The organism is Protofrankia sp. CiP3 (genome assembly GCF_917627345.1).
Lineage (GTDB): Bacteria > Actinomycetota > Actinomycetes > Frankiales > Frankiaceae > Protofrankia.
Genome location: NZ_CAKJTM010000102.1, coordinates 1 through 14,688, shown reverse-complemented (window position 1 = coordinate 14,688; position 14,688 = coordinate 1). Strand labels below are relative to the sequence as shown.

Sequence of the window (14,688 nt, the reverse complement as noted above, 5' to 3'; positions counted from 1 at the left end):
CGCCGAGGCTGCGGATGCCGGCACCGAGGGTGAACAGCATCGCGCCGACGCTGTCGTGCAGCTCGAGGGCAAGCCGGCGGCGTTCCTCGTGAGCGGCGACGTCGGCCGCGTGCTGGGTGCGCTCCGCGACGATCTGCGCTGTCGCCATCCGGGCCGCCATCCGCTCGAGAGCCTGCACGCTGCGGTCACCGAACTGTGTCCAGCTGCGGTTGGCGCCGTAGAGAACACCGAGTACCCGGCCATCGTGCATGATCGGCACCGCGATCATCGCCTTGATGCCCTCGGCCGCGGCCTGTGGCGCGAAGTCGTGCGTGATCTCGGAGGACCCATAGTAGTCGCTGACCCACAGCGGGCGGCGAGCGGTCAGGACCTTGCCGCCCAGCCCGGCCCCGACCGGCACGACGATGCCGTTCAGCACCTCGGTTGCCATATTGACGCCGCGACCGAGCACGATCTGGTCGACGCCGGCCGGCTCACCGACCCACGCCATGTCAACCCCGGCCGACTCCGGGGCGCCGACGACCATGCGCTCGATCGCCGCGGAGCGATCGAGCAGCGCGAGGACCGCGCCGTACTCCTCGTCGAGGCTGAGCAGCACATCAGGCACGGGCGCGGCATGCCTGCGACGCCCCGCCTCGCGTACCTCGGCAGGCCTCGGCCAGCGCGGCCCCCCGCCACTCATCGCCTCCTCGATGTCTGTCTCTATACGTCCGAGTTTCCTCATGTAGGGGTCCTCCTGGCTGTCAGGTTCAGTCCGGCGACGGCAGGTCGAGGCCCGTCAGCAAGACGGATGGCGGCCTGCCCCGCGAGTCGGGTCAGGGCCCGTTCGACCGTCCCGGCGGGCTGGCGCCCGTAGCGCATCGATCACGCATTGCCGCCCGGATCCTCAGCGGTAGAGCGCCGCTCACCACACAGAACCGCCCCCACGCCGAATCACCGGCAGAGCCCATCGAAGACCTGTGGTGTACGCGGGGACGGTACGGCAGTCGCGGTACTGCTCGGTGGGCTGCCGCACCCAGGCAAGGAAGGCATGCCGGTATGGCCGCGCCAACAACGGCCAAGCCGTGCTCAGTACGAAGCATCGCCGTAACATTACCGGCCCTCTGCTCACCATCCAGGCTGATTGCCATATCTCGTGACGTATTGCCCGGCTCGGGAGGCGACGCGCTGCCCGCTCCGAGACACTCGCGGCATCAGCACCCCCATAAGCTGGGCATACACATATCGATGCCGATTGATCATAGTACAAAGATCTACAGCATGACAGCGCTCCCGCCGGCTGACCACCCCACCGGCGGGAACTCAGGCGCTCGAGGGCGCTCTGAGCTCAACGCCCGGCCGCCCGGCTCGCCCCGAGCGTGACGGCGGTGGCAGCAACGCGTCCACTCTCGCCGACGTTCGTACCTACCGCTGCGCGCCGGCCACCTCGGCCTCACGCCAGCGCATGGTCGACATGATCGCATCGAACAAGACGACCAGCGCGTCCGCGAACGGGCTGCGCGGGTCACCGTCGGCGAGTGTCGTGAACGTGGTGACCGCCCAGCATCCGGCGACGTCGGGATGGGGCAGGTAGTAGGCCACCCGCCGGGTCGGACCGGCGTAGGAACCGCCTGGTCCCTGCTCGCTGACGACGCTTTCCACCCGCACGGCCGGGCCATCGCCGATCTCGTGGAAGGAGCCGTCCGCTCCAGCGTCGGCCAGCAGCCCGGCCAGCAGCTGCTCCGCGTCCTTGACGTCGGGGTCGTCGACCACGGCTGTACAGAACGAGGCGGGAATGACGACGCCGTCCATCGGGGCGATCGGCAGCCCCACCGACCGGGCGCCCGTCTCCCGGGCCTCGTCCACGGCGTGTGTGAGGTGGCGGCGCAGCTCCCGCCGCCACGGCTCGACGCTGTCACGCGGCAGGTCACTCGGCAGTACCAGCATGATGATCTTTTCGATCGCCGCGTCGGTCTGAGCCCGCTGGTGATCCTCCGTGGACAGGATGACCCATCCCTCTGGAAGCATCAGCTCGAAGTCCAGGACGGTCATCAGTTCTCCACCAGTTCGGTCGGCCGGTTGTCCGGTGTCCCGTCCGCGGGTGCCGGCGCTCCGGCGTCGGCCATCTGCCGCATCAGCAGATCCACCCCCGAGCCGGCGACAGCGGCCAGGGACATGTCCCAGATCCGTGTGGTGAGCAGGAAGTCGGAGCTCATCGCGGGACCGCCCGCCGTGGCGGGCCACTCGATCCGGATCGCGGCCTGGATGAGAGCGTTGACCCGGTCCGCCGGGCCGCGTTCGGCCCGCACGACCCGCAGGCCGTCACCGAAGGCGGTCGACAGATAGGTGACGTTCGGGGCGACGCCGTCGATCAGGGTCCTGGCGCCGACCAGGTCGAGCAGATAGTCGGGGCTACCGATCACATTGCCGAGCCGCTCGACAACGACCTGGACCGGCCACCATCGTGGCCCGTCGGCGTCAAACCCGACCCCCCAGACCAGCCGCCCGCCAGCCGGCAGTTCGCCAGCGCGGCCATACAGATCCTGGGCCAGCAGGCTTCCGGTGCTGCCCGCGCCACTGCCGGCATCGTCATTATCGTCGGCTCTCTCGCCGCCGGTTTCCTCAGTGGTGAGCAGGGTCTGGCGCCGCTCGGCCAGCCAGCGGTCGAAGACGGCTGCCGTCGCCGTCAGCCACCTGGCCTCCGCGGCGAGATCCTCTCCGGGCGCAGGCACCCAGAACCACTGCCAGGGCACCTCGATGATGTCGTCGTCCGTCCCGGTCATCCGCTCGCTCCTGTCCTGTGCCACCACGCGGTGTCCCACCGGGTTTCCGTGGCTGCCGCCGCTGTCTAGCCATCTAGCTAGCTGTCTAGTTAGGTGTCCACGCCCGGGAGGCGGTGGGTGTCGCCGGGGATGAAGGGGACCGGCTGGCCGGCCAGACCGAGCCCGAATGTCGCATAGCCGAGGAAGGTGGACCCACCGGCCAAGGCGTAGAACCAGGCAGACGGGGCGCCGATGCCGGCGCCGGGGATCCGGCCCGCGACGCTCCCCATCGCACGCAGGGCCGCGACGATGTCGACGCCCGCGAAGAGCTTCGGGTAACTCGACAGGAAGGTGCCGTTCTTCAGCAGGGTGAAGATGTTGTTGTCGCGCAGCTGCCGGCCGATGGATGCCAGGTAGCCCGGCCGGCTGAACTGCCACCACTGCGGTTCCTCTGGCAGCAGCCCCCCGGCGGTGCGTCCCTCGGTGTTGGCCGCGGCCATCGCGGCATTGCGCTCGGCGAGTAGCTCCTGCGCGGTCCTGGTGGTGCCGCCAGCCATGTAGGTCTGCATCTCGACCGCGAACGCCTCATCGATCTGCGGGGCCGCGAAGCTGCGGAGGGCGGGGCCGAGCACCCCGCGGATCTGGTTGCCCAGGTTCTGCAGGCCTTTGGCGATCAGGCTCCCAGCGCCCAGCAGGACGACCCCGGCCACCGCCATCCCCAGCTCGAACCAGCTGGTCTCCCCCTGCGCGATCAGAACGATGTCCGCGATAAGGGTCACCGCCGCTACGGCGACGCCGATCGCGACCAACAGGCCGACCCCCGGAAAGATCATCGCCAGTGCGGCCAGGGCGATGCCGACCCACTGCAGGACCTTCACGAGCACCTTGAGAAAGGCATTGAACTTGTCCAGCAAGGTGTCCGTGAGATGGTCGTCCTTGAACCGGTTCGCGCTCACGGCCTGCTCCAGCGCACGGCCGGCCGTGTCCAGCGCGTCGACCGCCTTCCGGAGCCGGGTTTTGGCCGCGGCCAGGGCATCGTCCGCGGCGGAGATCGCCTTGCCGCGGGCGTTGATCGCGTCCTGGTCGCTCTGGGTCAGGGGCGCGGCATCCGGTGGACGGTTGGCCGAGGGATCGGGCATAGCCTGCGCCTTGGTCTGGCTCGCCTTGGCGTCCTCGGCGTCGCGGACGGCGGCGGCGCTCTCGTCACGCGCGCTCAGCAGCGCCGGCTGGTACACCCCGACAGCCTCGGCGACCGCGTCATAACGGCCGGACGCCTTGGTCAGGTCGCTGATCACATCCGTGGCCTTGGACTGCATCGCGTCGGCGTACTTCCCGACGAGCTCGTGAGCCTCGGCGACCTTGCGCAGCCGGCCGGCCGTCTCGTGAATGGTCGCGGCGATGTTCGCGTACCGGCGCTGGGCGGCGCTGACCCGCTCGGGATCGCCCGGGACGGGATCGCTGTCCAGATCAAGCAGGTTCCAGTCCAGCTCGTTACGTGCGCTCATGTTCTGTCACCTCGCTCTTACTGCTGGAAGGCTTCGCTCAGCTTTTCGTCGGCGTCTCGCCACTGATCGGCGACCTTCTCCACCGTGTCCTTGAGCTTCTTCATCCGCTCGGTCATCTTGTCCCGGTGGATCGTCCAGTTGTCGGCGAAGTCACCCATGGAGCTCTCAGCGTTGTGCTGGCCCCAGATGCCCGCCGAATCGTTCTCGAAGTCGAGCGCGCCGGCGAACTCGTCGACCAGGATCTTCAGACCGTCACGGATGGCGTCCAGATCGCTTGTCACCACCAGATCGGGCACGGTGCACCGTCCTCTCCCAACAGCCGGATCAACAGAGCAACAGAGCAATCAGCCGGTCAGCCGGCTCCGATGGCCGGCACCTGCACGGTGATCAGATCACCGTTCCCGAAGTGCACGAGGGCGCGCCCCGGCGTGACCTGGCTGGACAGGCTGGAGCGGGCGACACGGATCCCGACCAGATCGCCGTCCGTCATGTTCTGTGGTGAGAGCAGCGCGCCGCGCCGGTTCTTCTTCACGTCGACCTGCCAGCCGGTGAACCCGCTGCCCACCTCGGCCGCGTTCCCACCCAGGATCAGGCCTCGGCGGTTGCTCGCCGCCCCCCGGACGTAACCGCGCAGGTAGTCCTTGCCCGGCGCGTCGCGCAGCAGCTCGCCGTCGTCGACGATCAGGACAACATCCTTGCCGTCCGGGTCGAGCAGCGGCGCCAGCAGCTCCTCGGTCGGACCGTCTTCGGTGATCACTGCTCGCACCCCGTGACGGCCGTCCAGACCGCGCAGCGGCGACATGGCGGGAGCCGCGATCACCAGCTCGGTCCCGTTGCGCAACAACGACTCCGCCATCACCGACAGGACGGTGCTGCGCCCGGAGCGGGACGGCCCGGCAACCAGGAACGTGGGCTGGTCCCGGAGCAGATCAGCCCCGACCGCGACGAGATCGTCACCGCCCACGCCGACCATTGCCCACATCGGCCGGTCGCCGTCCGCTGGCAGGAACTCCCAGGCCTGCTCAATGACCAGGTTCTTCGGCAGGACCGCCACCCGGAACGGGCGGCGGTCTCGCGGGGTGTCCCGCTCGCGCTCGGTCAGCCGGGTCGCCAGCGCGTTCAGCGCGTCGACCTGGGCCGGACCGGAGGGATCATGGGCCAGCAGAGCGACCTGGGTCTCGATACCGCTGCCGGTCCGGTAGCCACGGCCAGGCGGGATGGTTTCAGGGAGTTTACGGTAGTTCAGGCCAGCCAGGCTGAAGTCGGTCCGGTCGGTCAGCCGCAGCAAGATCTTGTCGTCGCACAGCGAGCTCATCCGGCCGGACAGGAGGCTGTGGTCGCCTGTGACGACCAGGTGCACCCCGGTGCTGGCCCCTTCGCGCAGCAAAGTGTGGATCTTCTCGGTCAGCGCGCCGGCGTCATGCTCGCCGAGCGTCCCGATAAACCCTTCCCATCGGTCGAGCAACAGCAGCAGGTGCGGCAGCCGCTCCTCGGCGTTCGAGGCCCGGCGCTGCTCGGTGACATCGGCGAAGCCGCCCTGACCGAGCAGCTGCTGGCGGCGCAGCGTCTCCTCGTACAGCCGGCCGAGCAGCCGGACCGCCCGTTCAGTCTCGCTGCGCTGCACGATCGCCCCGGTGTGCGGCAGTTTCACCAAAGGCAGCAACGCGCCGTTACCACAGTCCAGACCGAAAAGGTGCACATCAGCACAGCTGGCCACGCTGGCCGCTGAAGCCGCGATCGTGCGCAGCACCTGGGAGCGGCCCGACCGCGGCGCGCCGATCACGTAGAAATGGCCGAAGGTCGCCATGTCGATTGTGGCCGGGACCTGAAGCTGTTCGGCCGGCAGGTCCTGCAGGGCCCACTCGAACGCGGGGATGGCGGTGCCGTCGCTACCGTCGCGGTCGGCAAAAGTGACGACGTGGTGCTCCGGCAGCGGGGGCAGCCAGGGCCGGCGCTGCGGAGGCAGCCCGAGCCGGTCGTTGGCCGCGCGGATGGCGGCGACGAGAACGGACAGGTCGGTGGCGACGTCGGTCTCCCCGGCGGACCGCTGCGGCTTGGGCGCCGGCTGCCCGATGTCCGCCCACCGCAGTGGCCTCAGCACCGGGTCCGGCAACCGGATCGTGGCGGTGCCCATCGGACGCCGGCCGCCGATCCGCCCGCTCTGGAACGGCAGCAGCGAGCTATGGCCAAGCCGAGCGTAGGCACGGCCCGGGGTCGCGGCCGAGATGGTCGCGGCGTCGGGGGCATCGATGACGTCGGAGCTCTCCCCCGCGTCGGTGACCCGCAACGCCACTCGCAGGTTGGTGTTCGCCCGGATCTCCGGTGACACCACCCCGGAAGGGCGCTGCGTGGCCAGCACCAGGTGGATTCCCAACGAACGCCCCCGCTGCGCCACGTTGACCAGGCCGCTGACGAAGTCCGGCAGCTCACGGGCCATCGAGGCGAACTCGTCGATGACGATGAGCAGCCGCGGGATCGGAGCCAGCCGCGTCCCGCGGGACGCGTAGTCGAGGTAGTCCTCAATGTCCTTGGCGCCGGCCGCGGCGAGCTGGTGCTCCCGGTGGGTGAGCTCAGCACCCAGCGAGGTGAGTGCCCGTTCGACCAGGTGGCTGTCCAGATCGGTCACCATGCCGACGGTGTGCGGCAGATCGACGCAGTCCTTGAAGGCGGCACCGCCCTTGTAATCGACGAGCACGAAGCTCATCGCGTCCGGTCTGTTCGCCACCGCGAGCGAGGCCACCAGGCTCTGGAGGAACTCGGACTTGCCGGCACCGGTGGTGCCGGCCACCAGACCGTGTGGTCCGTGGGCGACCAGGTCAAGCGCGAACGGACCGTCCAACGAGATCCCGAGCAGCGCCTTCGTGCTCCGGCCGGACAGTGCCCAGCGACTGATCAGCGAGGCCGCGTCGGGATCCGGGAGGGAGAGGATGTCCAACAGCCGGGCGGCTGGTGGCAGAGCGGAGTCGTTCTGCGTCTCGCTGACGTCCCGCAGCGGCGACAGGGCGCGGCCGACCCGGTCAAACCAGCCCGGGTCGATCTCGTCGGTCCGGATCCCGGTGACGTCGGCGGACCGCTGCTGGCGCAGCGTGGTCTCCCCGCCCTGCCCGCTCAGGACGACCGCGGCGCATTCCTCCGGGAGAGTCCGCTCGTCAGAGCCGATGCACAGGCAGTACACACCGACCGCGGGGCCGTCCTGTAGCAGCGTGACCACGCCGGGGATGGCCCGCAGCCGCCGGGCGCCGTCCAGGACGACGAGGATGTCCGGGTCAGCGAATATGGCGTCCGAACGGGCGTCCAGCCGGGACCGCCGCCGGGCCGTGACCAGCTCGGTCAGTTCGGCCACGCGCCGGCCGAGCGTCTCGGCGTCGATGCCAGCCAGGGTGAGCGCATCCTGGCCGAGCAACGGGCGCAGGTGCGGCAGCCAGGAGGCGTACTCCCAGCAGCGTTCGCCGTCACTGTCGGTGAGCAGATAGATCTGCAGGTCCCGCGGGCTCTGCAGGATGGCCAACTGCCCGACAAGCCAACGCGCCATCAGGCGCGGCCGCTCGCCGGGGCCGGCCACCCCGACCACGCCCGCGACGGTGAAGGAGAACGCCGCGGGGACGTCGGGCGCCACCCTGTCCGCGGCGCGGCGGTGTTCCATTTCGGCCATGTCCTCGACGCGGACCCGGCTGCGCAGGTCCGCGGTACCCACCCGGACCAGCAGGTGATCGGGGTCGGTCCGGCGCCGCTCCCAGAGCCGGCTGCGCGGGTCGGTGGCAGTGATCAGCAGCTCGGCCGCGTCCGGGCTGGCCCGGCGCCGGTCCACCTTCTCCACCTCGAGCGCGGCCGCGATGTCCGCCTCGACCGTGGCCAGGAGCTCCCGATGTTCGGCGAGCTGCCGTCGGAAGCTCTTCTTCCCCTGTCTGCGGCCGGTGACACCGTTGGCCAGCATGACGATCGGCGACATCGTGGCGACCAGCAGATACATGGGGTTGTGGAAAAAGGTCGCCATCAGGACGCCGAACATCGCCGGCAAGGCCGCGGCGACCCACGGCATCGGGCTGCCCACGTAGGGCTTGGGCTGCACCGGCAGTTTGAAGGTGGTCCTGCGCTCAGGCGGCAGGATGCGCGGGGGCCGGTTGTAGTTCAGCCACCCGCCGTCCGGCTCGGGCTCAATCACCGCGTCGGGCGCGCGGACCGGGTGCACCTCGATCAGCGACGGGCCGATCCGCAGCTGCACCCCGGGCGGCCACCAGGTCGGTACCGCGGGCAACGGCTCACGGTTCAGTTCAAGTTCCGTGGTCGTGCTGGTCATGCCCGGCAGCGCGCACACCTGGATCCTCGCGTCCAGGCCCACCGTGCACGCAACCACCGCCGGCGGCAGATCATCGCCCAGGCGGACAGCGCTGTGGGGGTCGGAGCCGAGAATGAACTCCCCGGCACCCAGCCTGGTGACGGTGCCGGCATCCCGACCGGCCACGACCCGGACGGTGACCAGCCCGATACTACGGCGCGCGCCACCCGCCGGGCCGTCGACGGACAGTACCGAGCCGTCGAAGATGCCGCTGGCGCCCAGGGTCTGGGCCAAGTCGAGCGGTTGGTCGCCCAGGTGGAAGGCGTCCGGATCGAGGGCGGCCGCATGGACCTGCTCGCGCATCACCGCGACGATGTCGCGCAGCGGCGTGGCCGGGTCCGCCTCGATGACGTAGTCCCTCTGCCAGTCACCGCGCGACTGGCAGAGGGTGACGACGACTCTCATGGACGCCTGACCGATGCTCGGGCCGGTACACCCGCGCCAGCCCACGGCCGGCGCGGGTGCCGGGTCACTGTGCTCGTTCCTCGCCGGGGATACGGATCATTTCTGGATGGCGCTGGCGAGCTGGGTATCGGTGTCCTGTAGCGCCTGTGCGGCCTTGTTCAGGTAGTCGCTTATCCCGTCCAGGCCATCAATGGTCTTGGTCACGCCATCGTTGAACTCCGTGTAGCAGTGGTCGAAGGCCTTGGACGACTTGTCCGTGACATAGCCACCGTTGACCAGATTGTCCACGAGCGACTTGAGCTCGTGCAGTTTGTGCTCGATCTCCTGCTTGCCGGTGGTCAGCTTGCCGGCGGCGTCATGCATGTCCTGATAGGTCACGTTCAGGTTTGGCATCCTGGGTTCCCTTCGAGAACTGCCACGGCGCCTCACGCCGGCAGCGTCGGTCTGCGAACGAATGTGGACGCTAACCGTGCGCGGCTGCGGCGGTCCAGAATTCCGCTGTTCTGTGGGCCCGTAGGCCCACCGGCTCCGTTGACGCCGCATGGGAGCGCCACACAGGATCTGAGACTTGCCCGAATCATCTCCGCCGACGAGCTTTCGTCGAGCGATCGCGCCCGGCGCATATTCAGGTCAGGTATTCACGTGAGGATTCCGATGTCCATCCCCGCCCGGCTGGTTCGATCTGTCCGCGTCGCGGTCGTGGCCTTGGCCGCGCTGCTTGTCGTTCTCGCGACGCTGATCGGCTGGCAGCAGGCGGCCCATGCCGCGCCGCCCAGCCGGCCACCGGCAGCCAGGCCCGTGAAGTACTACATCGTGGATACGCAGTTCAACGGCCAGCCCGAGTTCCTCTTCGAGATCGCCGTGCGCTTCCTGGGTACCGGGAACCGCGCACCGGAGATCTTCAACTTGAACAAGGGCCGCCTTGAGCCGGACGGGCTGCGGGTCGAGCGGCCCGAAGTGATCAAACCGGGCTGGGTGCTGCAGCTGCCCGCGGATGCCAAGGGTGACGGCGTGCGCATCGGCCCGCTGCCGCTGATCGTGCCCTCGTCGCACAACGCGGCACCGGGCGCGCAGCCCGGGGCGGCACGCTCCGGGCCGGCGCAGTCCTCGACGCCGCGGGCCGGCTCGAAGCTCTCGGGCATGGCCTTGGCGCTCTGGGGCCTGCTGGGTGTCATCGTGCTCGCCCTCACCGCGGCGGCGGTCTGGGCCTGGCGCACCGGGCGGCTGCCGCTGCCGAACCGGCCGCGCCGCACGCGCACCGTGACAACCGCGCCGCCCGACTCGTCGGCGGCCTGGGTCGTCGACCGGTCGCTGCGGGTTCTCGCGACCGCCTGCGCCCAGCAGAACCGGTCGCTGCCAGGTGTGTACGCGGTCGTCGTGGACGGCGAGCAGATCCGGCTGCGCCTGTCGGCGCCGGACGAGCTGCCGCCGACTGGCTGGAGCGTCGAGGACGAGGGACGGACCTGGGTCGCGACCCTGCGCGGGCTCCAATACGCGCCGATGGATGACGGGCGGCCGGATCCCTACCCGCACCTGGTGACCCTGGGGAACATGGGCGACGGCCGTGTCCTGCTCAACCTGGTCGAAGCCCGCGGCCTCATCGCCATCAAGGGCACAGCCGCCATGCAGCGCCGGATGGCCGACGCATGGACACGCGAACTCGCCACCAACCCCTGGTCCCGTGAGATCACCGTGTTGCGTGCCGGCTTCGGCACCGCGGACGTGGATGCGCACCCGCCCGGCACGCTGTCGGTGCCTGGAGTCGAGCAGCTGTGGGACAACCTGGCCGAGGGCGGCAACGGCGTCGTCCTCGTCGCGCACGCGCCAGGCGGCCGTGACCTGCAACGGCTGAACGAGCTGGCGGCCCAGGCCAAGCCGGCGTGGGCGGTGGTCGTGCTGGGCGGCCCGAAGGATGCCCGCTGGCAGCTCGCCGTCCAGCCGGACGGCTGGCTGGAGACGGGCTTCCTGCCGGACCCGGTCCGCACCGGCCTCGCGCTCGACCAGCCACGACCAGCCACGGTCTGAGCAGGGGGCGACGCTTCGAGCAGGTTCGCCGGGCTGTGGACAGGACGTGAAGAAAACGTGGAGCCGGCTCCGCCACGCTGATCGCATGACAGCCGTCACTGTTCCGGCTGGCGCCAGCCACGTACGGATCGCCATCACGAGCCCGGACATCCTTGCCCGGATCCGGCAGGTCTTCGCGAGCAAGGGCCTGGCCGTGGAGATCGACCGCCTACCGTATGTCGAGGTCACGGTCTCGCCGGCGGCGAACGCGGCGCCGGCGGACCCAGCCGCGGTCAGAGCCGCGCTGCACCGGCCAGCAGGCCCCGCCCCCTGGGCGGACGCCGCGGCATCCCGCCGCCTCTGCGCGGAATATCAGTTGAACGTGGTCGAGGTCAGTGACCACCCTCGGGCCGGCCTCCGCCCGACAGGAGGGCGACAACTCGCGCTGGTAGCGGACCCCGACGCCGATAACCCGGTAGACACGCTGTCGCGGCGCCAGCGCGAAGTGATGAGCCTGGTGTCGCGCGGCGCCCGCAACTCCGAGATCGCCGCGCAGCTCCAGGTCAGCGAAAAAACCGTGAAGAACCACCTGAACCGGATCTTCAGCAGACTGAGCGCGGGCAGCCGGGTCGAGGCGGTCCTGATCTGGCAGCGCAGCCAGGGAAGGCCGGCGGACGGCACGCCCTGAAAGCGGCCAGTAACAGGGATATAGATCAAGGAACGGGGCTGGTCAGGGGACGACGTCCCAGACGCTGGGAGAATCCGCGCCGACGGTGGCCTCTCCCAGCCCGCCGGGCTCGGCATGCGGCTCGCGGCAATCATCGAGACAACCGTCCGTGCGGCACTCGGGCTCGCCTCGGCGAGCCCGCTCCAGTGCCTCCTGGGCGTACGGCCGGGCGGCCGGGCTGTGCTGACTCAGCCGGGAGCAGGCGAAGCTCAGCTGGTTGAGCAGCAGTGCTTGGGCCCGCCGATCCTTGATCGCCTCCGCGCTACGCAGCCCGATCCGCAGCGTCTCGACCCAGTCCCAGGGCTGCCCGGCAGCATAGAAGTAGTCGAACAGCAGATGGACAAGCTGCCAGGCCTGGTCGTGACGACCGGTCCGGTGCGCTGTGCGCACGAGCGGCGCGAGATTGCCCCACTCCCGCACGCACCAGGCCACGGACTCTTCCCGGGCACCGAAGCGCAGGGGTGCGTGGCGGGCTCCGATACCGGGCGTGCAGGGCAGCTCGATCCCGCTCGAGGCGCGGTCCGGCGTCAGCGTCTGGACGTACCAGTGCAGCACCCGCTCGAGGGCCGGCTGGCGCGACCCGGTCATCTCACCGCTGTGGGACAGCTCCTCGGCGTAGATCCGGGTCAGGTCGTGCATCCGGTAACGGCTGCCGGAAACCTCGACCAGGTGCTGGGCGGCCAGGTGCTGCAGCGCGGTGGTCGCCGCCGGCAGCGGCAGGTCGAACAAGGCCGCGGCTGCCTCCGGGACGATGCTCACCCCCGGGAACAAACCCAGCATGCGGAACGCGTGCGCCGCTCCGGCGTCGAGCCGGGCATAGGAACAGGAGAGCACAGCGCGCATGGAGCACAGCTCGTCGTCCGGAATCTGTAGGGCGTCGAGCCGGCGCTGCGCGTCCTCCAGGTCCGCGACAAGGTCGGCGACCCGGGCGTGCGGCCTGGCGGTCAGCTGCTCCGAGGCGATCCGCAGCGCCAGCGGCAGATGGTCGCACAGCGCGGCGAGCCGCCGCACCGTCGGCCGCTCGGCGTCGACCCGGGCGCTTCCGATCGCGCCGGAGAGCAGGTCGACCGACTCGTCCGCCGTCAGCGGGGACAGTGTGATCCGGCGGGCCGCGTGCCGGACCGCGACACCACTGAGCCGGTTACGGCTGGTCACGACGACGAAGGAAGGGCCACCGCCCGGCAGGAGATCCTCGATCTGGTCGGCGGATTCGGCATTGTCGAGCACGATGAACAGGCTCCTGTCCCGAACCGTGCTGCGCCACAGCGCGACCCGCTGGTCGTGGCCGGCCGGGATCATCCTGACGTTCAGGGAGGCGAGCAGCTGGTGCAACGCCTCCGCCGGGGACAGCGCGGGGTGCTTGGGATCGAAGCCCCGGAGGTTCACATACAGTTGGCCATCAGGGTAACCAGCGGACAGCAGGCGGCCGCAGCGCACGGCCAGCGCCGTCTTGCCGATCCCACCGACTCCGACGATCATCACAATCCGCGGTGAGCCGGTACCAGGGGCCGTGGCGTCGGCCCCGTCCTCGGTGGCGGATGCGCTCAGCACCTGCAGGACCGACGCGGCGCGACCGATGAAGCAGCCGACGTCGCGGGGCAGCTGCGCCGGTCGCAGGGGTGCGGCGACCGCGTCCTGGAGCGACGTCCTTGCGGAGGCCGGGCAGGTTGCGGGATCGTCCGCCAGCATCGAGACATACAGGGCCTGGAGCTCGGCCGAGGGGCCGATCCCCAGATCCTCGGCAAGCAGCTGCCGGAGCGTCTGGTACTCCCTGAGCGCGTCGGCGGTCCGGCCACTATGGTGCAGCGCCGTTATCAACAGGGCCCGCAGCCGTTCATGGTACGGATTGGCCTGTACCTGTCCGCTCAGCTGGGCTACCACATCGTCAGGCCGGCCGAGGTCCAGCAGAAGTTCCGCGCGTTCCGTGAGCAGCCGAAGACGCAAATCTGCTACTCGGGCGCGGTGTTCGGCAACGAACGGGCCCGGCAGGCCGCCCAGCGGAGAACCCGGACGCCAGCAGGCCAGCGCCTCGTCAAGGGCGGTGACCGCGGAGATCGGGTCACACCTGGAGCTGTTGGCGCGGGCCCGTGCCGCAAGTCGCTCGACCAGCCCCACGTCGACCCGCACGGGGTCGAGCCGGAGGATGTAGCCCGATCCGGAGCTGGTCAGCGGATCTCCCAGACCGGCCAGTACCCGGCGCAGTCCGGACACGTACGTGTGCAGGCTGCCGGCCGCGGTGGCGGGCGATGACTCGCCCCAGATCTGGTCGATCAGATCGTCTCGCGCGGCGACGATGTTGGCGTTCAGCGCGAGGACGGCAAACACAGCCCGTTGCTTCGGCGGACCGAGAGCAAGCTCCCGGCCCTGGGCGTAGGCGGTGAGTGGCCCGAGGGTCTCAACCCGCAGGCTGCCGTCGTCCATGACGATTACCCCATGACCTCGTGTCCCAACGCGAGCAATCCCAGACCTGGCGCCGACGAACGCCGAGCGGCCCAGCCCTATATCACCGTAAATGAAAAATACAGCTGATATACGGACATAATATGTCTTGCCTGGTGAAAACAGTCGTAATGGTGGCTATCCGAGTCCGCAGTCTGCGCCAGGACCGATGGCCGCGGATAGCTCCGAACAGGGGTCCCCGTAAGGAGGTCTCCAGCTGGAGATTGCGGATGGGGCCGGCCGCGGGGGCGCCGCGGGGCCCGCGGCTACCGGCGCCTGCCTCGATGCGGGTCCGCGAGCGCCCGGCACGCATCCGTTGACCGTGGCCGGATGACGCCAGGCGGCCCACCCGTGCGCTTCGCCAGCCGCGCCAGCAGGCCATCCGCCCCGGCCGTGAATGACGCACCAGCCGATCTTCGGCTGGTGCGTCATTCACGGCACATCTTCACTTTCGGAGAGTTACACCGTTATTCCTATGCGCCCTAATTCGAGCATATGTGATGTATTTCATGCGATCGCTGGCTAGGCTCG

10 protein-coding genes are annotated in these 14,688 nt (G+C 69.6%); 2 read left to right on the top strand and 8 right to left on the bottom strand.

Annotated features, from left to right (window positions below):
- The 7 genes from MJ797_RS22340 to MJ797_RS22310 form a co-directional block, all read right to left on the bottom strand.
- Positions 1–724, bottom strand: a 724-nt coding sequence (locus tag MJ797_RS22340) for a GAF domain-containing protein (RefSeq protein ID WP_239340787.1), incomplete at its 3' end; no start/stop codon positions are given.
- Between the two features lie 680 nt (positions 725–1,404).
- The gene (locus MJ797_RS22335; RefSeq protein WP_239340785.1) at positions 1,405–2,031 is read right to left on the bottom strand and encodes a hypothetical protein; all 627 of its coding nucleotides are present in this window, start codon (positions 2,029–2,031) and stop codon (positions 1,405–1,407) included.
- Positions 2,031–2,762 carry a hypothetical protein gene (locus MJ797_RS22330; RefSeq protein WP_239340781.1) on the bottom strand — a complete coding sequence of 244 codons (732 nt, stop codon included), beginning with the start codon at positions 2,760–2,762 and terminating at the stop codon, positions 2,031–2,033. Before MJ797_RS22330 ends, MJ797_RS22335 begins: the two co-directional genes overlap by 1 nt.
- 89 nt (positions 2,763–2,851) lie before the next feature.
- Entirely contained in the window at positions 2,852–4,246 is a 1,395-nt protein-coding gene (locus tag MJ797_RS22325; RefSeq protein WP_239340779.1) for a hypothetical protein, read from the bottom strand.
- 17 nt (positions 4,247–4,263) lie between these two features.
- Positions 4,264–4,542 carry a hypothetical protein gene (locus MJ797_RS22320; RefSeq protein ID WP_239340760.1) on the bottom strand — a complete coding sequence of 93 codons (279 nt, stop codon included), beginning with the start codon at positions 4,540–4,542 and terminating at the stop codon, positions 4,264–4,266.
- Between the two features lie 56 nt (positions 4,543–4,598).
- Positions 4,599–8,987, bottom strand: coding sequence for an FtsK/SpoIIIE domain-containing protein (locus tag MJ797_RS22315; RefSeq protein ID WP_239340757.1), 4,389 nt, complete (start codon positions 8,985–8,987; stop codon positions 4,599–4,601).
- 96 nt (positions 8,988–9,083) lie between these two features.
- Complete coding sequence (locus MJ797_RS22310) at positions 9,084–9,380, bottom strand: WXG100 family type VII secretion target (protein ID WP_239340754.1); 297 nt, start codon at positions 9,378–9,380, stop codon at positions 9,084–9,086.
- Positions 9,381–9,641: 261 nt separating this feature from the next.
- Here MJ797_RS22310 and MJ797_RS22305 point away from each other — a divergent pair, with 261 nt between their 5' ends.
- Both MJ797_RS22305 and MJ797_RS22300 read left to right on the top strand, forming a co-directional pair.
- Complete coding sequence (locus tag MJ797_RS22305) at positions 9,642–11,012, top strand: hypothetical protein (RefSeq protein ID WP_239340751.1); 1,371 nt, start codon at positions 9,642–9,644, stop codon at positions 11,010–11,012.
- 85 nt (positions 11,013–11,097) lie between these two features.
- Positions 11,098–11,679 (top strand): helix-turn-helix transcriptional regulator, encoded by a 582-nt coding sequence (locus MJ797_RS22300; RefSeq protein WP_239340748.1) that lies wholly within the window; start codon positions 11,098–11,100, stop codon positions 11,677–11,679.
- Between the two features lie 42 nt (positions 11,680–11,721).
- On the opposite strand, the gene MJ797_RS22295 is transcribed toward MJ797_RS22300, so the two are convergent.
- A complete protein-coding gene (locus MJ797_RS22295; RefSeq protein ID WP_239340738.1) occupies positions 11,722–14,139 on the bottom strand; it encodes a BTAD domain-containing putative transcriptional regulator in 2,418 nt (805 codons plus the stop codon).
- Positions 14,140–14,688 lie beyond the last annotated feature (549 nt).